The 23,065-nt window shown below is 44.2% G+C and carries 20 protein-coding genes; 19 read left to right on the top strand and 1 reads right to left on the bottom strand.

Going from position 1 to position 23,065, the window contains the following annotated elements; translation table 11 throughout:
• Window positions 1-7 precede the first annotated feature (7 nt).
• From RP262_RS00675 to RP262_RS00765, 19 genes are all read left to right on the top strand, one after another.
• Window positions 8-1,774 (top strand): L-fucose isomerase, encoded by a 1,767-nt coding sequence (locus tag RP262_RS00675; protein WP_111675255.1) that lies wholly within the window; start codon window positions 8-10, stop codon window positions 1,772-1,774.
• A 65-nt stretch (window positions 1,775-1,839) separates the two neighbouring features.
• Complete coding sequence (locus tag RP262_RS00680; protein WP_002916544.1) at window positions 1,840-2,136, top strand: PTS sugar transporter subunit IIB; 297 nt, start codon at window positions 1,840-1,842, stop codon at window positions 2,134-2,136.
• 4 nt (window positions 2,137-2,140) lie between these two features.
• On the top strand, window positions 2,141-2,503 hold the full coding sequence (locus RP262_RS00685; protein ID WP_311153955.1) for a PTS lactose/cellobiose transporter subunit IIA: 363 nt from the start codon (window positions 2,141-2,143) through the stop codon (window positions 2,501-2,503).
• Between the two features lies 1 nt (window position 2,504).
• Window positions 2,505-4,001 (top strand): sugar ABC transporter ATP-binding protein, encoded by a 1,497-nt coding sequence (locus RP262_RS00690; RefSeq protein ID WP_311153956.1) that lies wholly within the window; start codon window positions 2,505-2,507, stop codon window positions 3,999-4,001.
• Between the two features lie 24 nt (window positions 4,002-4,025).
• Complete coding sequence (locus tag RP262_RS00695; protein ID WP_004185311.1) at window positions 4,026-5,009, top strand: ABC transporter permease; 984 nt, start codon at window positions 4,026-4,028, stop codon at window positions 5,007-5,009.
• Window positions 5,010-5,065: 56 nt separating this feature from the next.
• Window positions 5,066-6,148 carry an ABC transporter substrate-binding protein gene (locus RP262_RS00700; RefSeq protein ID WP_311153957.1) on the top strand — a complete coding sequence of 361 codons (1,083 nt, stop codon included), beginning with the start codon at window positions 5,066-5,068 and terminating at the stop codon, window positions 6,146-6,148.
• Between the two features lie 42 nt (window positions 6,149-6,190).
• Window positions 6,191-7,675, top strand: a complete 1,485-nt coding sequence (locus RP262_RS00705) for a rhamnulokinase family protein (RefSeq protein ID WP_311153958.1) — start codon at window positions 6,191-6,193, stop codon at window positions 7,673-7,675.
• Window positions 7,676-8,104 (top strand): RbsD/FucU domain-containing protein, encoded by a 429-nt coding sequence (locus tag RP262_RS00710; protein WP_311153959.1) that lies wholly within the window; start codon window positions 7,676-7,678, stop codon window positions 8,102-8,104.
• A 187-nt stretch (window positions 8,105-8,291) separates the two neighbouring features.
• The gene (locus tag RP262_RS00715) at window positions 8,292-9,443 is read left to right on the top strand and encodes an iron-containing alcohol dehydrogenase (RefSeq protein WP_311153960.1); all 1,152 of its coding nucleotides are present in this window, start codon (window positions 8,292-8,294) and stop codon (window positions 9,441-9,443) included.
• Window positions 9,444-9,914: 471 nt separating this feature from the next.
• Entirely contained in the window at window positions 9,915-12,053 is a 2,139-nt protein-coding gene (locus tag RP262_RS00720) for an ATP-dependent Clp protease ATP-binding subunit (RefSeq protein ID WP_311153961.1), read from the top strand.
• Window positions 12,054-12,642: 589 nt separating this feature from the next.
• A complete protein-coding gene (locus RP262_RS00725; RefSeq protein ID WP_311153987.1) occupies window positions 12,643-13,284 on the top strand; it encodes a CPBP family intramembrane glutamic endopeptidase in 642 nt (213 codons plus the stop codon).
• A gap of 116 nt (window positions 13,285-13,400) precedes the next feature.
• Window positions 13,401-13,658 (top strand): hypothetical protein, encoded by a 258-nt coding sequence (locus tag RP262_RS00730; RefSeq protein ID WP_002893837.1) that lies wholly within the window; start codon window positions 13,401-13,403, stop codon window positions 13,656-13,658.
• 462 nt (window positions 13,659-14,120) lie between these two features.
• On the top strand, window positions 14,121-16,097 hold the full coding sequence (tkt, locus tag RP262_RS00735; protein WP_311153962.1) for a transketolase: 1,977 nt from the start codon (window positions 14,121-14,123) through the stop codon (window positions 16,095-16,097).
• 177 nt (window positions 16,098-16,274) lie between these two features.
• Window positions 16,275-16,610 carry a preprotein translocase subunit YajC gene (gene yajC, locus RP262_RS00740; protein WP_002902228.1) on the top strand — a complete coding sequence of 112 codons (336 nt, stop codon included), beginning with the start codon at window positions 16,275-16,277 and terminating at the stop codon, window positions 16,608-16,610.
• 230 nt (window positions 16,611-16,840) lie between these two features.
• Window positions 16,841-17,590 carry an isoprenyl transferase gene (locus tag RP262_RS00745; protein WP_311153963.1) on the top strand — a complete coding sequence of 250 codons (750 nt, stop codon included), beginning with the start codon at window positions 16,841-16,843 and terminating at the stop codon, window positions 17,588-17,590.
• An 18-nt stretch (window positions 17,591-17,608) separates the two neighbouring features.
• Window positions 17,609-18,412: a phosphatidate cytidylyltransferase gene (locus tag RP262_RS00750; RefSeq protein WP_002914075.1), complete on the top strand. Its 804-nt coding sequence runs from the start codon at window positions 17,609-17,611 to the stop codon at window positions 18,410-18,412.
• Between the two features lie 225 nt (window positions 18,413-18,637).
• Window positions 18,638-19,894, top strand: coding sequence for an RIP metalloprotease RseP (rseP, locus tag RP262_RS00755; RefSeq protein ID WP_311153964.1), 1,257 nt, complete (start codon window positions 18,638-18,640; stop codon window positions 19,892-19,894).
• A 65-nt stretch (window positions 19,895-19,959) separates the two neighbouring features.
• A complete protein-coding gene (locus RP262_RS00760; protein ID WP_311153965.1) occupies window positions 19,960-21,810 on the top strand; it encodes a proline--tRNA ligase in 1,851 nt (616 codons plus the stop codon).
• A 90-nt stretch (window positions 21,811-21,900) separates the two neighbouring features.
• Window positions 21,901-22,281 (top strand): PH domain-containing protein, encoded by a 381-nt coding sequence (locus tag RP262_RS00765; protein ID WP_032905620.1) that lies wholly within the window; start codon window positions 21,901-21,903, stop codon window positions 22,279-22,281.
• An 83-nt stretch (window positions 22,282-22,364) separates the two neighbouring features.
• Here RP262_RS00765 and RP262_RS00770 read toward each other — a convergent pair whose 3' ends face one another.
• A complete protein-coding gene (locus RP262_RS00770) occupies window positions 22,365-22,907 on the bottom strand; it encodes a DUF1307 domain-containing protein (RefSeq protein ID WP_311153966.1) in 543 nt (180 codons plus the stop codon).
• Between the last annotated feature and the right edge of the window lie 158 nt (window positions 22,908-23,065).

Raw genomic sequence — 23,065 nt, forward strand, 5'->3', positions numbered from 1 at the left:
AATGATTATGACTCAACATCCACGTATTGGAATTCGTCCAACCATTGACGGACGTCGCCAAGGTGTTCGGGAATCACTAGAAGTACAAACCATGAATATGGCTAAAAGTGTGGCTGACTTGATTAGCTCAACTTTGAAATATCCCGACGGTCAGCCTGTTGAATGTGTTATTTCGCCATCTACCATCGGTCGTGTCCCTGAGGCAGCCGCATCACATGAATTATTCAAAAAATCAAATGTCTGCGCGACTATCACAGTGACACCATGCTGGTGCTATGGTAGTGAAACCATGGATATGTCACCAGATATTCCGCATGCGATCTGGGGCTTCAATGGCACTGAACGGCCAGGAGCGGTTTATCTCGCTGCAGTACTGGCTTCACATGCACAAAAAGGTATTCCAGCTTTTGGTATTTATGGCAGAGATGTCCAGGAAGCTAGCGACACTGAAATTCCAGAAGATGTAAAAGAGAAAATTCTCCGTTATAGTCGGGCCGCTTTGGCAACAGGACTGATGCGTGACACAGCTTACTTGTCCATGGGCAGCGTCTCTATGGGAATCGGTGGCTCCATTGTCAATCCTGACTTCTTCCAAGAATACCTGGGTATGCGCAATGAATCAGTTGATATGACGGAGTTTACTCGTCGGATTGACCGAGGCATTTATGACCACGAAGAATTTGAACGGGCCATGGTTTGGGTCAAAGAGCACATCAAAGAGGGTGTGGATCGCAACCGTGAAGACTTGGTTCTTTCTCCAGAAGAAAAAGCAAAACAATGGGAATTTGTAGTCAAAATGTTCATGATTGGCCGAGATCTTATGCAAGGCAATTCTCGCTTGGCTGAGCTTGGCTTTGAGGAAGAAGCTGTTGGGCATCATGCCTTGGTTGCTGGCTTCCAAGGTCAGCGTCAATGGACCGACCACTTCCCGAACGGGGACTTCATGGAAACCTTCCTCAATACTCAGTTTGACTGGAACGGCATTCGTAAGCCATATGTCTTTGCGACAGAAAATGACTCGCTCAACGGTGTGTCTATGCTCTTTAACTATCTCTTGACAAATACACCGCAAATCTTCGCAGATGTCCGGACTTATTGGAGTCCAGAAGCGGTAGAACGTGTTACAGGGCATCAGTTAGAAGGTCAGGCAGCTGACGGCTTCCTGCACTTGATTAACTCTGGCTCTTGTACTCTGGATGGAACGGGGCAAGCCAGTCGAGACGGCAAGCCAGTCATCAAGCCATTCTGGGAATTGGAACAAAGCGAAGTAGATGCGATGCTTGAAAATACAGACTTCCCACCAGCCAATCGCGAATACTTCCGTGGGGGCGGTTTCTCTACTCGCTTCTTGACCAAGGGCGATATGCCTGTGACCATGGTACGTTTGAACATCCTTAAAGGTGTAGGTCCGGTCTTACAAATCGCTGAAGGTTATACTTTGGAATTGCCAGAGGAAGTGCATCATACCTTGGATAATCGAACAGATCCGGGCTGGCCAACCACTTGGTTTGCACCGCGTTTGACAGGAAAAGGCGCCTTCAAGTCTGTCTATGATGTTATGAACAACTGGGGAGCAAACCACGGTGCTATCACCTATGGCCATATCGGAGCGGATTTGATTACGTTGGCTTCCATGCTGCGTATCCCAGTCAATATGCACAATGTGCCAGAGGAAGACATCTTCCGTCCCAAGAACTGGTCACTGTTTGGCACAGAAGATTTGGAATCAGCCGACTACCGTGCTTGCCAATTATTAGGGCCAATTCATAAATAAAGATTTTGGGTGGGCGTGCCTCTTTCTGGGCACGCAGCCTACCCAATAGAAAGAGAGTAGCTTAGATGACCAAGACAATTATTCTAGCCTGTGTAGGTGGCTTAACAACCAGCATGTTGGTAGAGAGAATCAATGAAGTTATTCATCGTGACCAATTAGATTATTCCTTTTATTCCATTGGGATTACCGGCATGAATAACTTGAAGAATATTGATGTCTTATTGCTCAGCCCGCAATTAGCCTATTTAGAAGAAAAGGCTAAAGCAAGCCTGCAGGTGCCAGTCGCAGTCATTAGTGATGAAGATTTCGAGTTGATGAGAGGCGAAGAAGTGCTTCGTCAGGCTGAAGTATTGATGGACTAGGCCTATGGCAGGACAAGACAAAAGCTCAAGCCAAGAGCTGATGCGACTGATTGTCAAGAGTAGTAAAGTGACTGCGCAAGTCATGCAGAGTTTGGAGTTGGCTCAGTCAGGTCAGAAGGAGGAAGCAAATGCTGAGTTGGAACAAGCGAGAAAACTCAGCGTGGAGGCTCACAACTTACAGACCAGCCTTATCCAGTCTGAACTGAGTGGTCAAGCCAATCCTCCAAGTCTGCTGGCGGTCCATGCTCAGGACCATTTTATGAATAGCCATTTATTACTCGAATTGGCTTCCGTATTTCTCAATCAAATAGAAGAAATTGAAGATTTAAAAGCAAGAATTGCAAAACTGGAACAGGTAGGTGAGTAGCATGGATCATCCTGTCATATTAGAAATGAAGGGCATTGTTAAAAGTTTCGGTCCAGTCCGAGCCTTAAAAGGAGTCAATTTTGACTTGCGGGCTGGTGAAGTGCATGCTCTAATGGGTGAAAATGGGGCTGGTAAATCCACTTTGATGAAGGTCTTGACTGGTATCTATGGAGCAAATGAGGGTACCATTCATTACAATCAAGAAGAGGTGGTCTATTCCAAGCCCAAGGAAGCAATGGATGCTGGGATTGTTATCGTTCATCAAGAATTGAATATGATGAACCATCTAACAGTGGCTCAAAATATCTTTATTGGACGGGAAGAAGTTCAAGGCAGCTTCTTCATTAACGATGCATCCAGTGTTAAGAAAGCAAAAGAACTCTTTAGTCTCTTAAAACTAGACATCAACCCAACTGAAAAAGTAGGAAATCTGACAGTTGGGAAACAACAAATGGTCGAAATTGCCAAGGCCCTCTCAATGGATGCCAAGGTGATTGTCTTTGACGAACCGACTGCAGCTCTGACTGAATCGGAAATCAATGAGCTCTTTGTCATCATTGACGACCTGCGTGCAAAAGGTGTCGGTATTATCTACATTTCTCACCGGATGGATGAGATTGCCCGAATCACAGACCGCGTGACTGTTATGCGGGACGGTGAGTATGTAGGCACGGTCAATACCAAAGATACCACCAAAGATGAAATCATCTCGATGATGGTTGGACGGACGATTTATGAAGATCCTAAGGCTGCGTCAACAGTAGCAGAAGATGCTCCTGTGGTGCTAGAGGTGAAAAACCTCTGTGCAGGAACGGCCGTTAAAGATGTGAGTTTCAAACTCCATAAGGGCGAAATTCTAGGTTTCTCAGGATTGATGGGAGCCGGTCGGACAGAAGTTGCCCGTTTGCTGTTTGGTGCAGACAAAAAAGAAAGCGGTTCCATTGTTATAAATGGGAAAGAAGTAAGCATCAATTCTCCCCAAGATGCCATTCGGGAAGGGATTGGTTACTTATCTGAAGACCGCAAGCGCTTTGGCTGTATCGTGGACATGACCATTGCCAACAATACGGTTATAACCAATCTTGATAAGTATATCAAGGCTGGCTTGATTGATGATGGTGCTATTGTCAAGGCAAGTGATCAGTTTGTTCAATCTTTACATACCAAGACACCGTCATCCAAACAGCTGGTCCGCAATCTTTCGGGAGGGAACCAGCAGAAAGTAGTCATTGCCAAATGGCTGGAACAAAATAGTGATATTTTAATCTTTGATGAGCCGACACGAGGAATTGATGTCGGTGCCAAAAGTGAAATATACACACTGATGAATGATCTGGTTGCGCAAGGCAAATCCATTATCATGATTTCGTCAGAACTGACGGAAATCTTACGGATGAGCGATCGAATCGTAGTCATGTGTGAAGGTAGAAAAACGGGTGAGCTGGATATTAGCCAAGCAACACAAGAGAGAATCTTGGCGCTAGCGACTGACCGTTAAAAGTGAAAACAGAGGTGTTTACGTATGGAAGAGAAACAATCCTTATGGATGAAATTAGAAAAAACAGTTGGTTTACAAAAGCTGATTGCCTTGATTGCCTTGGTGGTAATCTTTGCCTTCTTTGCCATCTCCAGCGAATCATTTCGTTCGTTTGATACGGTAGTCAGTATCTTAGATGCGTCATATTACATTGGTTTCCTCGCCATTGGGGTCACATTTGTCATCATTACAGGTGGTATTGATCTCTCTATTGGTACGGTGATGATGTGCTCGGCTATTATCGGGGGCGTCCTTCATACCAAGATGGGCTGGCCGCTCTGGCTGTCTTTGCTGGCCATTCTAGTCATTGGAGGATTATTCGGCCTACTCAATGGAATCATGGTCGCAAAATTCGGTTTGCCGCCTTTTATTGCGACGCTGGGTACGATGATGATTTCCCGCGGTCTGAGCTCCATTGTCTCAAATGTCCAAAGTGTGACTTTCCCTCTTCGTGGAACAGGTGAAGGTTGGTACAAAGATTTATTCCGAACTCAGGATAATTTCCCGACAGGCTTGATCGTGCTGGTGCTTGTGGCTGTCCTTGCTGCGGTAGTATTGAACAAGACAAAAATTGGCCGCTATATCTTCGCGATTGGGTCCAATAAAGAAGCCACTCGTCTGTCTGGGGTCAATGTTGTCAAATGGGAAGGCATGGCCTATGTCATAGGCGGCCTGTCAGCAGGACTTGCTGCCGTTGCTTATGCGGCCACTTACTCTACGATTCTGCCAGGTACTGGTAACGGTATGGAGCTGGATGCGATTGCCGGTGTCGTAGTAGGGGGAACTTCTCTAGCTGGTGGTGTCGGATCTGTTATTGGTACCATTATCGGGGTCTTCATTATGTCAGTCCTGAAAATTGGTTTGCCATATATCGACCTACAACCCCACTATCAACTCTTTATTACTGGTTTCGTTGTTATCGTCGCTGTTTACTTTGATATTTTCATTCGCAAGAATAAGAAGAAATAAGTACAGCCCTTGCCATCATATATATGAGTGTATAAAATATAATAGGAGCTTTTATCATGAGAAAATCATTTAAATTTGCTACTGCGGCACTTCTGGCTGCTGCTGCGATTGGACTAGTTGCTTGCTCTTCTAAGAAAGACAGCAATAAAGCTACAGACAGCAAGGGTGGAGACTATCGGGTAGAAGTAATTGCCAAAGGCTTCCAACATGACTTCTGGAAAGCCGTTAATAAGGGTGCTGAACAAGCGGCAGATGAATTTGGCGCTAAGATTACTTTTGTCGGACCTCAAAATGAAACCGCTATCGCAGAACAATTGGAACAGTTAAATAATGCCATTAACAAAAATCCAGATGCGATTGCCTTAGCAGCACTTGACACAGAATCAGAGCTAGACGCTATTAAACAAGCCCAAGCCAAGAATATCCCGCTGATTGGTTTTGACTCAGGGGTTCCAGGTGCACCAGACGGAGCAATCAAAGCAACAGCATCTACTGACAACCATGCTGCCGGTGCCAATGCAGCAGAACACTTGTTCCCGATGCTAGAAAAGAAATTGGGTGACAAGCCGATTCGTATCGGGGTGGTTTCCCAAGAAGCAAACTCACTATCTATCACACAACGGACTTCCGGTTTCATTGATAAGATGGTTGAGTTGCTAGAAAAGAAAGGCATCAAGACTGCGGTTGTTGGTCACGATAAATTCAAAAACAATGTCTCTGAATCAGATGCCAAAGCGATTATTGAAGTTCGTGTACCAGCTCAAGTAGACGATGCGGCAGGTAAGACTGAAGCATCCACTGTGCTTGAAAAATCAGATACAGTCGCTATTTATGGGTCAAACGAATTTGCAGCCAAAGCCATCATCAATGCCAATGGCAGTTTCAAGGAATCTAAGCTCGGTGCAGACAAGATTTTGGCTGTCGGTTTTGACTCAGGTGCCTTGCAGCAAGATGCAATTCGCAACGGTCTCTTTGTAGGCTCTGTTACGCAAGACCCGATTCAAATCGGCTATCAATCTGTAAAATTAGCTATTGAAGCGGCTCAAGGGAAAGAAGTCAAAGATGTAGACACAGGATCAAAATGGTATGATGCCAAGAACATCGACTCTGATGAAATCAAACCATTGCTCTACCAATAATCAAAATTATTTGTAAAGATTGGTGTATTGGAGGAGATGAGAATGACATTGATGAAATTACTGGCCATTGACCTAGGTGCTAGTTCAGGTCGTGTCATGCAAGCAATTTACAATGGCCATAGTATCCAGCTATCAGAAGTTCATCGGTTCAAAAACGAGCCGATGAACGTGAATGACGGTCTTTATTGGAATATTTTGCATCTGTTTGGAGAAATCAAGATTGGGATCAAGAAAGCTTCAGCAGATGGGATTCCTATTCGATCCATATCCGTTGATACATGGGGTGTGGACTATGCCTACCTAGACCAAAACGGAGATCTACTCTACCAGCCGCACTGTTATCGTGACAATCGTATGGGCCAATACGAAGAAACATTTTATAAGAAAATCAGCAAAGAGACGCTTTTTGAGGAGACAGGCGTACAGCCTGCCTGCATTAACACCGTCCTGCAAATATTCGCTGATTTGCAGGAAAAGCCCCATTTGGCAAGAGTTGCAGAGCGCGTGCTCTTCATGCCGGATTTGATTAACTATCTTTTGTCAGGTGTTTTATCCAGCGAGTATACCATTGCCAGCAGCAGTGGTTTACTCAATATCAATTCTCAGACATGGTCTGACAGCGTTTTTGAGACGCTGGGGATTCCTAAAAAGTGGTTTGGTGAGGTGACACAGGGAGGAAAAGTCCTAAGAAGCCTGTCGCCACGGATTACCCAAGAGCTGAAAATTGAGCCATTTGATGTCATTGCAGGGGCTGGTCATGATACAGCGGCAGCTGTTCTGGCTATTCCTTATGCGAGTGAGCAGCCAACAGCCTTTATCTCTTGCGGCACTTGGTCTCTGGTCGGTCTAGAATCTCAGAATTCTGTAACCAGCCAGGAAGCTTTAGCGGCCAATCTGACCAATGAAGGCTGCTTTGACGGACGCTATCGGATTTTGAAGAATACGACAGGACTCTGGATTATCCAAGAACTGCAGCGGGACTGGCGCTTGCAAGGAGAGGAGATCAGCTTTGCTGAAATGGTGACACTGGCAAGAAACGTCACGAATAATCGCTCTTGGATTAACCCCAATGATGCTATTTTTGCAGCCCCAGGAGACATGGAGGCTAAGGTCAAGGAGCGTTGCCATATGACTAACCAGCCTGTCCCTCAAAGCAAAGGAGAGGTTGTCCGAGTGGTCTTGGAAAGTCTCGCTTTTGCCTACCGTCAAACCGTGGAGCAAATTGAGAGCCTGACCGGTCAGAAAATCGAGCAGATTCACATGGTCGGAGGCGGTATCCAAAATGAGCTGCTCTGTCAGCTGACAGCTGATGTAAGCCAGAAACCAGTCCTAACAGGGCCGATTGAAGCCAGCGCTTTGGGAAATATTTTGGCACAGCTTTTGACCTTGGGTGAGATTCAAGATCGGCAGACTGCCCAAAAGCTCATCAAGGATTCAGAAAAGACCAAGCAATACCAGCCTCAAGAGGATTCAGATTTGGCTCGGTCCTATCAAGAATTTCAAGCAAGAATGAAAGTAGGAAGCTAGATGTTAAAGCATATTCCAACTATTTTAAGTCCAGAGTTAGTCAAGTATCTGATGGAGATGGGGCACGGAGATGAAGTGGTCATTGCCGATGCAAACTTCCCTGCCCATCGGATTGGTCAGCGGGTTGTTCGCTGTGACGGTCACGGAGTTCCAGCGCTGCTAGATGCTATCTTGACTGTGCTGCCCTTGGATACCTATAGCGACTACCAAGCAGGTCTTATGCAGGTAGTGCCGGGAGATCCGACCGTACCAGTCATCTGGGATGACTACAAGGCTTTATTAGAAAAGCACTATCCAAGTACAGCCATTAAAGAATTTGAACGCTTTGCTTTCTATGAGCAGGCGGAAAAAGCTTATTTGGTCATCCAAACGGGCGAGGGAGCTCTGTACGGCAACATCATTTTGAAAAAAGGTGTCATTGCCAGCTAATGAAAAAAACAGGTAAGAGGTGGACAAGGTTGCTTCTGGAAAGGAATGCCCTTGTTCCTCATCCTTATCTGGGAATTTCTTTGCTTTTTTTATCAATCCTCTTGTTAAAAAAATCACAAAAAACTTGCAAAAAGCAAAATTTTGCAGTATCATTATATTAACAACATAAATCAGAAGGAGAAAATATATGTCTACATTTTACGTACCTGCTGTCAATCTTATTGGCAAGGGGGTTGTCAAGGAAGTTGGTCCTTATGTTAAGGAGCTGGGTTATAGCAAGGCCTTGCTGGTGACGGATAAGTTTATCGAAGGCAGCGATATCTTGCCACAAATCCTAGCACCACTAGATGCAGAAGGCATCAAGTATGTGGTCTTCAGCGATGTTGAGCCAAATCCGACTTGTAAGAACGTCATGGATGGTGTAGCTACTCTCAAGGAACACAACTGTGACTTCATCATCAGTGTCGGCGGAGGTTCACCACAGGATGCGGCTAGCTGTATTTCAGTTATTGCGACAAATGGTGGCAAACCACAAGACTACGAAGGTTTGCACAAGTCTGCTAAGAAAGGTCTGCCAGTGGTGGCTATCAATACTACAGCGGGAACTTCAGCTGAAATTACCATTAACTATGTCATCACAGATGAGGAACGCAAGGTTAAGATGGTTATGGTGGACAAGAATAGCTTGGCCCTGATTTCAGTCAATGACCCTGAACTCATGGTATCCAAACCAGCTGCCCTCACAGCAGCAACAGGTATGGATGCTTTGACTCACGCGGTCGAAGCTCTCGTCACACCAGGAGCCTACGGTGTAACCAAGAAATTATCTATTGGAGCTATTGAACTTATCAAGGAATACCTTCCTCGTGCGGTTGCCAATGGCCATGATATTGAAGCACGTGAAGGCATGGTGAATGCCATCTTCCTTGGAGGTATGTCTTTTAACAATGCTGGACTAGGTTATGTTCACTCTATGGCTCACCAGCTTGGGGCAGTTTACAATCTGCCGCACGGTGTCTGCTGTGCTATGCTTCTGCCAGTTGTAGAGCGTGAAAATGCTAAACGGGTTCCAGAAGCTTTCCGCAATGTTGCCAAAGCCCTTGGTCTGCAAATCGAAGGCAAGACTGACGAAGAATGCGCTAGTTATGCTATTTCTGAAATCGAAAAACTGTCTGAAACGGTTGGTATTCCGAAGAAACTCACTGAACTTGGTATCGAAGAAAAAGACTTTGACTTTGATTACCTATCTAAAAACGCTTTGATTGATGCTTGTGCGCCAGGCAATCCATTCATGCCGACTCTAGAAGAAACGATTGCTTTATATAGAAAACTCTTTTAAGAACGAAAAAATTCTGCTGAAAGAAATAAGGCTCTGCATGACTGCAGGGCTTTTTTTATAGGAAAGAAAAGGACCTAAACAACAATTTTGATTACAACCGTAAATTTATTTTAAAAAATTATGTAAAATCTATTGACAAATAAATTCTGTCATGATAAAATTACAACTGTAAACAAAAAAGTTTACGTAAATTTAATCAGAAGGTATGAATACAGCTGGAAGGCAATTATTTTTGGGAGGATTAGAAATTATGTAAAATTATTTTCGTCTGAAAGAGATTTGATTCACTCATAAAAGTAGAGACTGACTCAGTCTTGATTTTTGGAAATGAAATAAGTTATGTAAAATAATAGATAGGAAAAGATCTCCCAAATGAAAATTTATAGTAGATAAGGAAGAGATTTCTTATCTGAAACTTTGGTAAAAATAAAAATTATGTAAAGCAAAATATGAAAAAAGCGAGGCAATGCTATGAACAACAACTACAACAATTTTAACAATATGGACGACCTTTTCAATCAACTCATGGGGCGCATGGGCGGCTACAACAGTGAACACCGGCGCTACTTGATTAATGGTAGAGAGGTCACACCGGAAGAGTTTGCTCAGTACCGGGCTACTGGCAAGCTCCCCGGTCAAGGAGCAGGTGAGCAGACTGCTAAAACTGCTGCTCAAGGACCTAAGCAGGATGGTATCCTGGCTAAGCTAGGTCGTAATCTGACCCAAGAAGCACGTGAGGGTAAGCTGGATCCAGTCATTGGACGCAATAAGGAAATCCAAGAAACTGCTGAAATCCTTTCTCGTCGGACCAAGAACAATCCTGTATTGGTCGGAGATGCCGGAGTTGGTAAGACAGCTGTCGTAGAAGGATTGGCTCAGGCTATCGTCAATGGTGATGTGCCAGCGGCTATCAAGAACAAGGAAATTATTTCTGTTGATATTTCCGGTCTGGAAGCTGGTACCCAGTATCGTGGTAGCTTTGAAGAAAATATCCAAAACTTGGTCAATGAAGTCAAGGAAGCAGGCAACATTATCCTCTTCTTTGACGAAATCCACCAAATCCTAGGAGCAGGCTCTACTGGCGGAGACAGCGGGTCCAAGGGCTTGGCAGATATTCTCAAACCGGCGCTTTCTCGTGGTGAGCTGACCGTTATCGGGGCTACTACACAGGATGAGTACCGCAATACCATCCTTAAAAATGCAGCTTTGGCTCGCCGGTTCAATGAAGTCAAGGTCAATGCACCATCTGCCGAAGATACTTATCAGATCCTTCGAGGCATTCGGGATCTGTATGAAAAGCACCACAATGTTATCCTGCCGGATGAAGTGCTGAAAGCTGCTGTGGACTACTCTGTTCAGTATATTCCACAACGGAGCTTGCCAGACAAGGCAATTGACCTGGTTGATGTAACGGCAGCCCACTTGGCAGCCCAACATCCAGTAACTGATGTCCATGCGGTTGAACATGAGATCGCTGAGCAAAAAGACAAGCAGGGAGCCGCTGTTGAAAAAGAAGATTTCGAAGCAGCTCTGAATGCTAAGACTCGTATCGAAGAACTAGAAAAGAAAATTCAAAACCACACTGAGGATATGAAGGTGACTGCAACAGTCAACGATGTGGCAGAATCTGTTGAACGTATGACGGGTGTACCAGTATCTCAAATGGGGGCTAGTGATATTGAGCGTCTCAAGGGCATGAATGACCGTCTCAAAGCCAAGGTCATTGGTCAAGACAAGGCTGTAGAAGCTGTGGCTAGGGCTATCCGCCGTAATCGTGCAGGCTTTGACGAAGGGAACCGCCCAATTGGTAGCTTCCTCTTTGTTGGTCCGACAGGTGTTGGTAAGACTGAGCTTGCTAAGCAACTAGCTTTGGATATGTTTGGTACTAAAGAGGCCATCATTCGTCTGGATATGTCTGAATACTCTGATCGGACTGCTGTTTCCAAGCTAATTGGTACGACTGCGGGCTATGTCGGATATGATGATAACAACAACACCTTGACCGAGCGTGTTCGTCGAAATCCTTACTCTATCATTCTTTTGGATGAGATTGAAAAGGCTGATCCACAAGTGATTACCCTTCTCCTTCAAGTTCTGGATGACGGTCGTTTGACAGATGGTCAAGGGAATACTGTCAACTTCAAGAACACGGTCATCATTGCAACTTCTAATGCCGGATTCGGCTATGAAGCTGGCTTAGAAGAAGATGCAGAAAAACCTGATCTGATGGATCGACTCAAAGCTTACTTCCGTCCAGAATTCCTCAATCGTTTCAATGCAGTTATTGAGTTCTCTCATCTCAAGAAAGAAGATTTGATGGAGATTGTCAATCTCATGCTGATCGAAGTAAATCAAACTTTGAGCAAGAAAGAAATTGATCTGGCTGTATCTGATGCAGCTAAGGAATTCCTGCGCGACGCTGGTTATGACCAAGTCATGGGTGTACGTCCACTCCGCCGTGTCATTGAGCAGCAAATTCGTGACAAGGTTACGGATTTCCACTTGGATAATCTAGATGCTAAGCACTTGACGGCCGATTTGGAAGATGGTGTCTTAGTTATCCGGGAAAAAGGTGCTGCCGCATCTAAAGAAGACAAGCAGGCAGAATAAAGCTTACTAAGTCAATCAAGTTTTCAAAGACCTCCTTCTTAGATGAAGGCAGGTCTTTTTTATTAAGTAGGAATTCCAATTAAATCCCCTTTCTGGAAATAAATTAGCATTTATCCCAAAATCTCAACTTACTTCTCCTTAGCAAAACCTAAAAGAAATGATGCTATTAGGTATATAAAAAGAAAAACATTGAAATCTGATACTGAAGAAAAGCCGGGATTGCTTAGAAGGTATCGGTAAAATGAAACAAAATCTTGATATTGCTGAAACAGTCCATAACTACACTTGAACGCAATGTCATTATCTTTGTAATTCTCAGCACTCTATGTGGCTGGAACGGTTATGTTGTTGATAAAGTAACCGGCCAAGCTCATTACGAAAATATCGGAACTGAGATAGGAAGCGGCTTTTTAGGGATGCTGATTTGACTGGTAACTCCGTTAATCTGTATCATCTTTCTCCGAAGTTTTGGCGGAGACGGCTGTAAAGAGTCAGGGTTTTCCATTAATTTTAAAAATAATAAAAAATTATACCTAATGGCTCTTTAGTCTACCTTTTTGTTACGATAATAGTGATATTCTTGGGACTGATGACACAAGGCATCAGAGTGACAGATGTGAAGGTTGAGTTCACGGTCTATCTTGGAATCTTGCTCACACAGATAGGGACTCAATTCATAAAAAATATTTTTGAAGAATCCGTTTGGAGGGCATATCTTACCAATCAATTAATCAAATTAAAATTATCCGACTTAAAACTATATCTACTTATTGGCTTTATCTGGTGGATTTGGCATCTGCCTTACATTATGAAGTTTCTGTCTGAGAGAGAAATCCAAAATACCTTGCCGGTTGGAAGGTTTACATTCTTCCTTATCGGGATGATAACTGTTGCATGCTGGACGGTTATGTATACAGAGATTTTTAGAATTACTAAGTCAGTATGGCCGCTAGTAATTATGCACACTATGGAGGATGCGGTTATAAATCCTTTATTATTACTAGGATTTGTCTCGGTGGAAAAAAATCAGGCTTTCCTCTTCTCGCTTTCAGTGGGGATGATTCCGACTATTCTTTATTTAACAGTCGGCCTAGTGATACGAAAATGGAGAAAAAACAGGAGTATGGAAAGTCGAGCTAACAGAGTAACAAAAGACGATAATGTTAATTCTTTTTTCTACCTTAATAGAGGTAAAAGGCTATCAAAAGTCTGTAAAAATGGAAAAAGTTGACATTTCAATGAGTTATGTTCTAATTTTTTTGTACATTTTCAAGTTTTTATATATGTAAATGTCAGAAAAAAGTGTATAATGGATTAGTAAATTAAATTTTAGGAGAGGATTTAATTATGAAAAAGTTGGATATTACAACTATGCCTGACTATAGGAAAGTCGAGGCTGTTGTTCAGTTGTTAGTTAATGGAACCTTAACTAGTTATCGAATTGCGACGGATGCAAACATCAGCAAGATGAGTATCCTGACCTTAACTAAAGGAACCAGCAAAATTAAGAACATTACTTATCAAACTGCGATGGCCTTAATTAATTGGTATGAAGAAAACCATGAAAAATATGGCATCACTATTCATCAAAAGGCCGCAGGATAGTCTAAAACTATGATGTAGCTCAACCCTAACCCAGCTAACCATTTGGATAGCTGGGTTTTTCTATGCCTCTTAATGAGACAAGCCGTGGGCGCAGTCGAATTTAGAGGCATTGATGCAGACTGAGCGCAAGCGAAGTCTAGGTTCCGCTAAAACTTAATGGAACAAGTTTGAAGCTCAATTGAACTTAAGAGCAGCAATGCTCACTTTCTTATTTTTTTCTGTCCTTATGGGCAGATTTTTTTGACAGTCCAAGAGTGAACAGTCACCTGTGTAATTCTTGGTCTTTTTGTTATCGCTTTCAAGATTTATAATAAATCTATAAAAAAGATGAGATTATCCCTATCTTGCGATATAGGGATAATTTTCTTATAATAGATATGAGACAATTTTTATCGTTTCTACGACCATTGTTTATCCTGTTTTGATGTCAGAACAGATTTTAGTAAAAATAAGGAGAATCTAATGTCACAATTATCAGTTAATGCCATTCGCTTTTTAGGGATTGACGCGATTGAAAAGTCTAAGTCAGGTCACCCTGGCGTAGTCATGGGTGCTGCGCCGATGGCCTATGACTTGTTTACTAAACAACTTCGTATCAATCCAGAAGAGCCAAACTGGATTAACCGCGATCGCTTCGTCCTGTCTGCAGGACATGGTTCTATGCTGCTTTATGCCTTGCTTCATCTGTCTGGTTTTAAAGATGTCAGCATGGACGAAATCAAAAACTTCCGCCAATGGGGTTCTAAGACACCAGGTCACCCAGAGTTTGGCCACACAGCTGGTGTTGATGCTACTACTGGCCCACTGGGACAGGGGATTTCTACAGCTACTGGATTTGCTCAGGCAGAGCGTTTCTTGGCTGCTAAGTATAATCGTGAAGGCTATCCAATTTTTGACCACTATACTTATGTCATCTGTGGTGATGGTGATTTGATGGAGGGTGTTTCAGCTGAAGCTGCTTCTTATGCTGGCCTGCAAAAGCTGGACAAGCTGGTTGTTCTCTATGATTCAAATGATATCAACCTAGATGGAGAGACTAAGGATTCCTTTACAGAAGATGTTCGTGCCCGCTATGAAGCCTACGGTTGGCATACTGCCTTGGTAGAAGACGGAACAGACCTTGCAGCGATTGATGCAGCCATCAATGAAGCTAAGGCTTCCGGCAAACCATCTTTGATTGAAGTTAAGACGGTTATCGGTTACGGTTCTCCAAACAAGCAAGGAACGAATGCAGTGCACGGTGCGCCTCTGGGAGCAGAAGAAGCGGCAGCTACTCGTAAAGCCTTGGGTTGGGAGTATGCGCCATTTGAGATTCCTGAGGAAGTCTATGCAGACTACCGTACAAATGTAGCGGAGCGCGGTGCAGCAGCTTATGATGCATGGAAGCAGCTAGTAGAGGACTACAAGCAAGCCCATCCAGAATTGGCGGCTGAAGTAACAGCTATCATTGCTGGTCAGGATCCAGTAGAAATCAAACCAGAAGACTTCCCAGTACTTGAAAATGGCTTCTCTCAAGCGACCCGTAATTCCAGTCAGGATGCTCTCAATGCAGCAGCTAAGGTCCTTCCGACTTTCCTCGGCGGTTCTGCTGACTTGGCTCATTCCAATATGACCTATATCAAGGAAGATGGCCTGCAGGACGACGTCCACCGTCTCAACCGCAACATCCAATTTGGTGTGCGCGAGTTTGCTATGGGAACAATTCTTAACGGTATGGCGCTTCATGGTGGTCTTCGCGTTTACGGTGGTACCTTCTTCGTCTTCTCAGACTATGTCAAGGCAGCTGTCCGTTTGTCTGCCCTTCAAGGCTTACCAGTGACTTATGTTTTCACGCATGATTCTATTGCAGTTGGTGAAGACGGTCCAACTCACGAACCGATTGAGCATCTGGCTGGTCTGCGTGCTATTCCAAACCTGACTGTTTTCCGCCCAGCAGATGCGCGTGAAACTCAGGCAGCTTGGTACCTGGCCCTTAAGAGTCAATCCACTCCGACTGCTCTGGTCTTGACCCGTCAAAATCTGACAGTCGAAGAAGGCACAAACTTTGACAAGGTAGCTAAAGGTGCTTATGTGGTTTACGAAACAGGAGCAGATTTCGATACCATCTTGCTGGCTTCTGGTTCTGAAGTTAATTTGGCAGTTGCAGCTGCTAAAGCACTTGCAGCAGATGGCGCTAAAATCCGCGTTGTCAGCGTGCCATCAACAGAGCTTTTTGATGCTCAAGATGCAGCCTACAAAGAAGAAATTCTGCCAAATGCAGTTCGTCGCCGCGTAGCGATCGAGATGGCAGCCAGCCAGCCTTGGTACAAGTATGTCGGTCTGGACGGTGCAGTTATCGGAATCGACCAGTTCGGTGCATCTGCTCCAGCAGGCAAGGTTCTGGAAGAATATGGCTTTACAGTTGAGCATGTAGCAGAAGTTGTTAAAAATCTTAAATAAAAAGACATAAAATCAGGGTGTTGCTCATCCTGATTTTTGCTTTTTAAAAAATGTGGTTAGGCCAGTCATGCTTCATCCGACTTGAGACGGACTTTACTTGAAAAGTCAGAATCGTCTTGTAAAAATAAGGGAAATCTGCTATAGTAGTTCATATATGACATTCGAAGGAGAAAATATATGAATCCAACTATGCTTATTGTATTTGCGGTTGTACTGGTAGGGATGACCTATTTCCAAATGCGTACTCAAAAGAAACAGGCTCAGCAGCGTATGGAAAGTCTTAACAAGCTGCAAAAGGGTTATGAAGTCATTACCATCGGCGGTTTATACGGAACAGTAGATGAAGTGGACACAGACAAGAAAACAGTTGTTCTGGATGTGGACGGTGTTTACCTGACCTTTGAACTGACAGCTATTAAAACTGTACTGCCATTGACTGAGGGCACTCCTGCTGTTGCTGGCGGTGAAGGAAGCGTTGACCTTCCCGAGGAAGAATCAGCGATTGAAGAGTAAAGAAATAAACAGCTTGCGGGCTGTTTTTTTGTTTTGACTCATACGTTTAGGAGGTGTTTGATTGCAACCTTATCTGCCTCGCAGTTTGGACAGGCTGGTTGAGTTTGGATTCTCTGGTTGACATTCTGTCTTTATTTTATGCTCTCAGGCTTGAAAAAGCGGATGAATTGCCCACATTCCAAGGATTTATGATATAATGAACTGATAAAACTTTAAATAGGATAAAAAATATGTTTAGTTTTAAGAAAAAAGAAAAGCTGAACGCACCGCTGAATGTTCCCAAACACATTGCTGTCATTATGGACGGCAACGGCCGCTGGGCCAAAAAAAGGATGCAGCCGCGCGTGTTCGGTCATAAGGCTGGCATGGAAACCTTGCAAAGGGTGACGATTGCTGCCAAGGAAATGGGTGTTCAGGTCTTGACTGTCTATGCCTTTTCAACGGAAAATTGGTCTCGGCCGGAAAAGGAAGTTTCTTTTATTATGAATCTGCCGGTTGAATTTTACGACCGCTATGTGCCGGAGCTGCACAAGAACAATGTTAAGATTCAGATGATTGGTGATACGGCTAAGCTTCCTAAGGCGACATTTGAAGCTTTAGAAAAGGCTGAAAGCCTGACCAAGCTCAATACAGGTTTGATTCTCAATTTTGCCCTAAACTACGGTGGTCGATATGAGATCAATCAGGCTGTTAAAGAGATTGCTCAGGATGTTCTGGATGCCAAACTCAGTCCTGGCGACATTACTGAGGAAGTCATTGGCAACTACCTCTATACCAGCAATTTGCCTAAGATGCTGCGCGATCCGGATCTGGTGATTCGGACCAGTGGAGAGCTGCGTCTCAGCAATTTTCTGCCTTGGCAGTCAGCCTACAGTGAGCTGTATTTTACGGATGTTCTCTGGCCTGACTTTGATGAGAAGGCTTTGAAGGCTGCAATTGCAGAATACAGCCGTCGGAATCGACGTTTTGGCGGTGTTTAAGGGAGAAAGTAAAAAAGTATGAGTAAAAATTTACAAAAACGTCTAATCTTTGGAGGAATCGCTCTTGCTATTTTTATTCCTCTGGTATTGACAGGAGGCGTCATCTTTCAGATTTTTGTGGGCCTGCTGGCCATGCTGGCGGTGCATGAATTTCTCCAAATGAAAGGTCTGCCGACAGCGACCATCGAGGGTGTCTTGGCCATGCTGGCAGCCTTTGTCCTGACCCTACCTCTGGAGAACTATTTGAAGTTTCTGCCAGTGGATGGCAATGTCGTGGCCTATGGCTTGGTCGTCTTCCTTCTGTTGATCTCGACTGTTCTAGGATCCAGCTATACCTTTGAAGATGCGGCTTATCCGATTGCAGCGAGTTTTTATGTCGGTCTTGGCTTTAATGCCTTGATTGATGCCCGCTTGATGAATATTGACAAGGTCCTGCTAGCTCTCTTTATCGTCTGGGCTACTGACAGTGGAGCTTATCTGGTCGGGGTGCGTTTCGGTAAAAGAAAGCTGGCGCCGAGAGTTTCTCCTAATAAGACGATTGAAGGCAGCCTAGGCGGCGTTCTATCAGCCGTTCTAGTGACTGGAATCTTTATGTTGGTTCGACCGCAAGTGTACGCTCCTTATAATGCCCTTGTCTTTTTGATTCTGGCAGTGCTCTTTAGTATTGCCGGCCAGTTGGGTGATTTGGTCGAAAGCTCAGTCAAGCGTCATTTCGGGGTCAAGGATTCAGGAAAATTCATTCCTGGCCACGGTGGTGTCTTGGATCGTTTTGATAGCCTTCTCTTCGTCTTTCCGCTCATGCATTTCTTCGGCTTGTTCTAAGACAGTCGTGCATGGCTGAAAGCAAGGGATGGCAAGCTTGTCAAAAGAAAACGATTTGAGATAAAACTGGGATTTGGAGCTCAAAATTTTGAATTGAGCTTCTAACCTATTTTCAAGAGTGTCAGCTATGCAGGGGCGGGAAGCTCGGTATTTGGCCGTTTTCTGCTCCTTCTTTGATTTAAAAGCAAAAACAAGATTTCTAGGAAAGGTAAAATATAGAAGTCCATGCAGTTTATAACCTTTATTATTATTTTTGGGATCATTGTGGTGGTCCATGAGTTCGGACACTTCTACTTTGCGAAGAAGTCCGGCATTTTGGTCAGAGAGTTCGCCATCGGTATGGGACCCAAGATTTTCTCCCATATTGGCAAGGACGGGACGGCCTATACGATTCGGATTTTACCCTTGGGGGGCTATGTGCGCATGGCCGGCTGGGGGGAAGACTCCACTGACATTAAGGTGGGGACACCGGCTAGTCTGACCTTGGATGCAGAGGGCAAGGTGGTTCGTATCAATCTCTCTGGCAAAAAGGTTGACCAGACAGCTCTGCCCATAAATGTGACTGGCTTTGACTTTGAGAAAAAGCTGGAAATCACTGGTCTAGTCCTTGACGAGCTCAAGACTTATGCAGTAGATCATGATGCAACGATTGTTGAAGAAGACGGCACTGAGGTGCGGATTGCACCGCTGGATGTTCAGTATCAGAATGCTAGTATCTGGGGACGTCTTATCACCAACTTTGCTGGGCCTATGAATAACTTCATCCTGAGTGTCCTGGTATTTATGCTGCTGGCCTTTGTTCAGGGCGGCGTTCGCGATGAAAACAGCAATCATTTCCAAGTTATGGATGGCAGTGCTATAGCAGCTGCTGGGGTTCAAAATAACGACCAAATCCTTAAGATTAATAACTATAAGATTAGCAACTGGGCGGATCTAACCAGTGCTCTGGCCAAAATCACTGCCAAGAGCAAGGAAGCGCCGACCTTGTCTGTTACCTACAAACACGGCAGCGAAACGAAAGAAATTACCGTACAGCCTAAAAAAGACGGCAATCGCTATCTGCTAGGGGTATCTCCAACGGTCAAGACAGGCTTCTGGGACAAGGTCATTGGCGGATTTACTGCAGCTTGGTCTACCACAGTTCGCATTTTGTCAGCTCTGAAAGATATCATCTTCAACTTCAATATCAACAAGCTGGGCGGTCCGGTCGCTATTTACAATTTCAGTAGCCAGGCAGCCGAGCAAGGTTTGCCAGCAGTCCTTAGCCTTTTGGCCATGCTGTCGCTCAATATCGGTATTTTCAACCTGATTCCCATTCCAGCCTTGGACGGCGGAAAAATCGTCCTCAATATTCTGGAGGCTATCCGCAGAAAACCTCTGAAAAGAGAAACTGAGACCTATATCACTCTGTCTGGAGTGGCTATTATGGTCATCCTAATGATTGCCGTTACCTGGAACGATATTATGAAATTATTCTTCTAAGAGCCCGAAGCTCATAGAGCCATGAAAAAGAAATTATTCAACGAAAGTCAAGGAGTTTTGTTTTTATGAAACAAAGTAAAATGTTAATTCCAACCCTGCGTGAGATGCCTAGTGATGCTCAAGTTATCAGTCACGCTCTTATGCTGCGGGCTGGCTATGTCCGTCAGGTTTCAGCCGGAGTTTATTCTTATCTGCCGCTGGCTAATCGCGTGATTGAAAAAGCAAAAAAAATCATGCGAGAAGAGTTTGACAAGATTGGTGCAGTAGAGATGCTGGCGCCAGCCCTGCTCAGTGCAGACCTCTGGCGCGAGTCTGGCCGTTATGAGACCTACGGTGAAGACCTCTACAAGCTGAAAAATCGCGAGAAATCCGACTTTATCTTGGGGCCAACCCATGAGGAAACCTTTACGGCTATCGTCCGTGATTCGGTTAAATCCTATAAACAGCTGCCGCTCAATCTCTATCAGATTCAGCCTAAATACCGCGATGAAAAGCGTCCTCGTAACGGGCTCTTGCGGACACGTGAGTTTATCATGAAAGATGCCTACAGTTTCCACGCTAACTATGACAGCTTGGATGTAGCTTATGATGAATACAAGTCTGCCTATGAGAAAATCTTTACCCGTAGCGAGCTGGATTTCAAAGCCATTATTGGTGATGGTGGTGCTATGGGGGGCAAGGACAGCCAAGAATTCATGGCCATTACGCCGGACCGGACAGATTTGAACCGCTGGGTGGTCTTGGACAAGTCTGTAGCCAGCTTTGATGACATTCCTGAGGATGTTCAGGAAGCTATTCGGACAGAATTGACCAGCTGGATGGTATCTGGTGAGGATACCATCGCTTACTCCAGTGAGTCCAGCTATGCTGCCAACCTTGAAATGGCGACGGATGAATACAAGCCTGCAGGACGTGTCGTGACTGAGGAAGAAGTTGCCCGCGTTTCCACGCCTGACTGCAAGACAATTGACGAAGTTGCTGCCTTCCTTGGACTGGATGAAAGCCAGACAATTAAGACCTTGGTTTACATGGCTGACGAGTCTCCTGTCGTAGCACTTCTGGTCGGCAATGACCAGCTTAATGAAGTCAAGCTGAAAAATCATTTGGCAGCGGATTTCTTTGACGTAGCTAGTGAAGATGAAGTCCGTCAGCTCCTAGGAGCAGGATTTGGCTCACTAGGGCCAGTCAATCTGCCAGAAGGCGTGAGAATCATCGCTGACCGCAAGGTGCAAGACCTGGCTAACGCTGTAGTGGGTGCTAACGAAGATGGTTATCACTTGACTGGTGTCAATCCAGGCCGTGATTTTACCGCTGAATATGTAGATATCCGTGAGGTTCGTGAAGGTGAAATTTCACCGGACGGCCAAGGTGTCCTTAAGTTTGCTCGTGGGATTGAGATTGGGCACATCTTCAAGCTGGGAACTCGTTATTCTGACAGCATGAACGCCAATGTCTTGGACGAAAATGGCCGAGCAGTACCGATGATTATGGGTTGTTACGGTATCGGCGTCAGCCGTCTCCTGTCTGCTGTTATGGAGCAGCATGCCCGTCTCTTTGTCAATAAAACTCCTAAGGGTGAATTCCGCTATGCTTGGGGCATCAACTTCCCGAAAGAGCTGGCCCCATTTGATGTGCACCTGATTCCGGTCAATGTCAAGGACGAGGAAGCCGTGGCGCTAACTGACCAAATCGAGGCTAACTTGCTAAGAGCTGGTTATGAGGTCTTGGTGGATGATCGCAACGAGCGCGCTGGTGTCAAGTTCAGTGACAGCGATTTGATTGGTCTCCCAATCCGTGTGACAGTTGGTAAGAAAGCTGCAGAAGGCATTGTCGAAGTCAAGATTAAGGCTACTGGCGATACCATTGAAGTCCACGCTGATAATTTGCTAGAAACCTTGTCTATTTTGACAAAATAAAACAAACTGCCAGTTTTATCTGGCAGTTTTCTTTTGCTTATTGGTCTTGAAAATGCTATAGTAGGAAAAAATAGATTGGAGGACCGAATGATGGGATTATTCAGCGGTTTATTAGGCAATGCCTCTCAGAAAGATATTGAAAAAACAGAAAGACAATTGGAGGATATTCTGACAACAACAGAGAATGTGGAACTGGCTTTTAGCCTCATTCGCGACTTGATTGTCTTTACAGATAAGCGTTTAATCTTGGTCGACAAGCAGGGAATGACTGGCAAAAAGACTTCTTATAAGTCCTTTCCTTATCGCTCTATCAGTCGCTTCTCAGTGGAAACAGCCGGGCATTTCGACCTAGATGCCGAGCTGAAAATCTGGGTTTCCAGCGCTCAAGAGCCAGCAGAAGTCCTGCAATTTACCAGTGACCGCAGCGTCATCGCTATCCAAAAGGCCTTGGCAGAAGCGGTCTTGAGATAGCGTATTGTCTTCTTGGTTCTTTAAGATAGACAGAAAAGCCTTCTGAGTATTAACTGTAAAGTTAAATCACTCAGAAAGCTTTTTTATTCTTCTTTGAGTCCTTGCCCCTTCAAATAATCAAAGACAACATCTGGTTTATCTTGAAGTTTCCTGAAGAAAGTCTGACTACTTTCAGAGTCACTTGCTGACTGAATCAGTTGTTCTTGATCTATTTTGCTGAGGTCAAAGTCAAAAATGGCTATAGCATTTTTCTTGTCTTCAGAAATTTTAAGATGAATTTTAAGTCCTTTTAGCTTTTCTTGATTTTCAATCATGGGACTTTTCTTAAGATCTTCACTATAGGATTTCTTTAATTCTTCAACACTCATTTTTTGATTTTCTTCAGGGATAGCCTGGCTGGAAATGAGCTGGAAAGATAGGATCTTGTCTTTAGTATAGAAAAGTTTGACTGAATTAGTATAATACTCATCGATTTTTTTAGAAAAAGTTTTCGTCTGTGTCTTTTCTTCTTTGGTTTTACTTTGGCTCTGACTTTGCTTGGGTGTATTTTCTTGTTTATGCTGACTGGTTGTGCTACAAGCAGTTAGAGTCAGTAGACAGATGCTAGCTAGTAAGATTTTCTTCACAGTTAAGACTCCTTTAGGTAAATATTTTTTCTATTATATCATAACTTAGGACCAAGAAAAAAGTCTTGATAATTATATGGGGAGCTGAGCATTGCTCTGTCCTTTTTCTATCGAAAAAAGTGCTGATTTATGGTAAAATAGGGTCACTACTGTACGAG

Origin of the sequence: uncultured Streptococcus sp., from assembly GCF_963456385.1 — a bacterium.
Classification (GTDB): domain Bacteria; phylum Bacillota; class Bacilli; order Lactobacillales; family Streptococcaceae; genus Streptococcus.

Excerpts from the sequence above, each read along its gene's own strand:
- RP262_RS00745 (WP_311153963.1), top strand. The coding sequence starts at position 16,841 with ATGTTTAGTTTTAAGAAAAAAGAAAAGCTGAACGCACCGCTGAATGTT.
- RP262_RS00680 (WP_002916544.1), top strand. The coding sequence starts at position 1,840 with ATGACCAAGACAATTATTCTAGCCTGTGTAGGTGGCTTAACAACCAGC.
- yajC (WP_002902228.1), top strand. The coding sequence starts at position 16,275 with ATGAATCCAACTATGCTTATTGTATTTGCGGTTGTACTGGTAGGGATG.
- RP262_RS00700 (WP_311153957.1), top strand. The coding sequence starts at position 5,066 with ATGAGAAAATCATTTAAATTTGCTACTGCGGCACTTCTGGCTGCTGCT.
- RP262_RS00720 (WP_311153961.1), top strand. The coding sequence starts at position 9,915 with ATGAACAACAACTACAACAATTTTAACAATATGGACGACCTTTTCAAT.
- rseP (WP_311153964.1), top strand. The coding sequence starts at position 18,638 with ATGCAGTTTATAACCTTTATTATTATTTTTGGGATCATTGTGGTGGTC.
- RP262_RS00765 (WP_032905620.1), top strand. The coding sequence starts at position 21,901 with ATGGGATTATTCAGCGGTTTATTAGGCAATGCCTCTCAGAAAGATATT.
- RP262_RS00690 (WP_311153956.1), top strand. The coding sequence starts at position 2,505 with ATGGATCATCCTGTCATATTAGAAATGAAGGGCATTGTTAAAAGTTTC.
- RP262_RS00715 (WP_311153960.1), top strand. The coding sequence starts at position 8,292 with ATGTCTACATTTTACGTACCTGCTGTCAATCTTATTGGCAAGGGGGTT.
- RP262_RS00760 (WP_311153965.1), top strand. The coding sequence starts at position 19,960 with ATGAAACAAAGTAAAATGTTAATTCCAACCCTGCGTGAGATGCCTAGT.
- tkt (WP_311153962.1), top strand. The coding sequence starts at position 14,121 with ATGTCACAATTATCAGTTAATGCCATTCGCTTTTTAGGGATTGACGCG.
- RP262_RS00675 (WP_111675255.1), top strand. The coding sequence starts at position 8 with ATGACTCAACATCCACGTATTGGAATTCGTCCAACCATTGACGGACGT.
- RP262_RS00695 (WP_004185311.1), top strand. The coding sequence starts at position 4,026 with ATGGAAGAGAAACAATCCTTATGGATGAAATTAGAAAAAACAGTTGGT.
- RP262_RS00725 (WP_311153987.1), top strand. The coding sequence starts at position 12,643 with ATGACACAAGGCATCAGAGTGACAGATGTGAAGGTTGAGTTCACGGTC.
- RP262_RS00705 (WP_311153958.1), top strand. The coding sequence starts at position 6,191 with ATGACATTGATGAAATTACTGGCCATTGACCTAGGTGCTAGTTCAGGT.
- RP262_RS00685 (WP_311153955.1), top strand. The coding sequence starts at position 2,141 with ATGGCAGGACAAGACAAAAGCTCAAGCCAAGAGCTGATGCGACTGATT.
- RP262_RS00750 (WP_002914075.1), top strand. The coding sequence starts at position 17,609 with ATGAGTAAAAATTTACAAAAACGTCTAATCTTTGGAGGAATCGCTCTT.
- RP262_RS00730 (WP_002893837.1), top strand. The coding sequence starts at position 13,401 with ATGAAAAAGTTGGATATTACAACTATGCCTGACTATAGGAAAGTCGAG.
- RP262_RS00710 (WP_311153959.1), top strand. The coding sequence starts at position 7,676 with ATGTTAAAGCATATTCCAACTATTTTAAGTCCAGAGTTAGTCAAGTAT.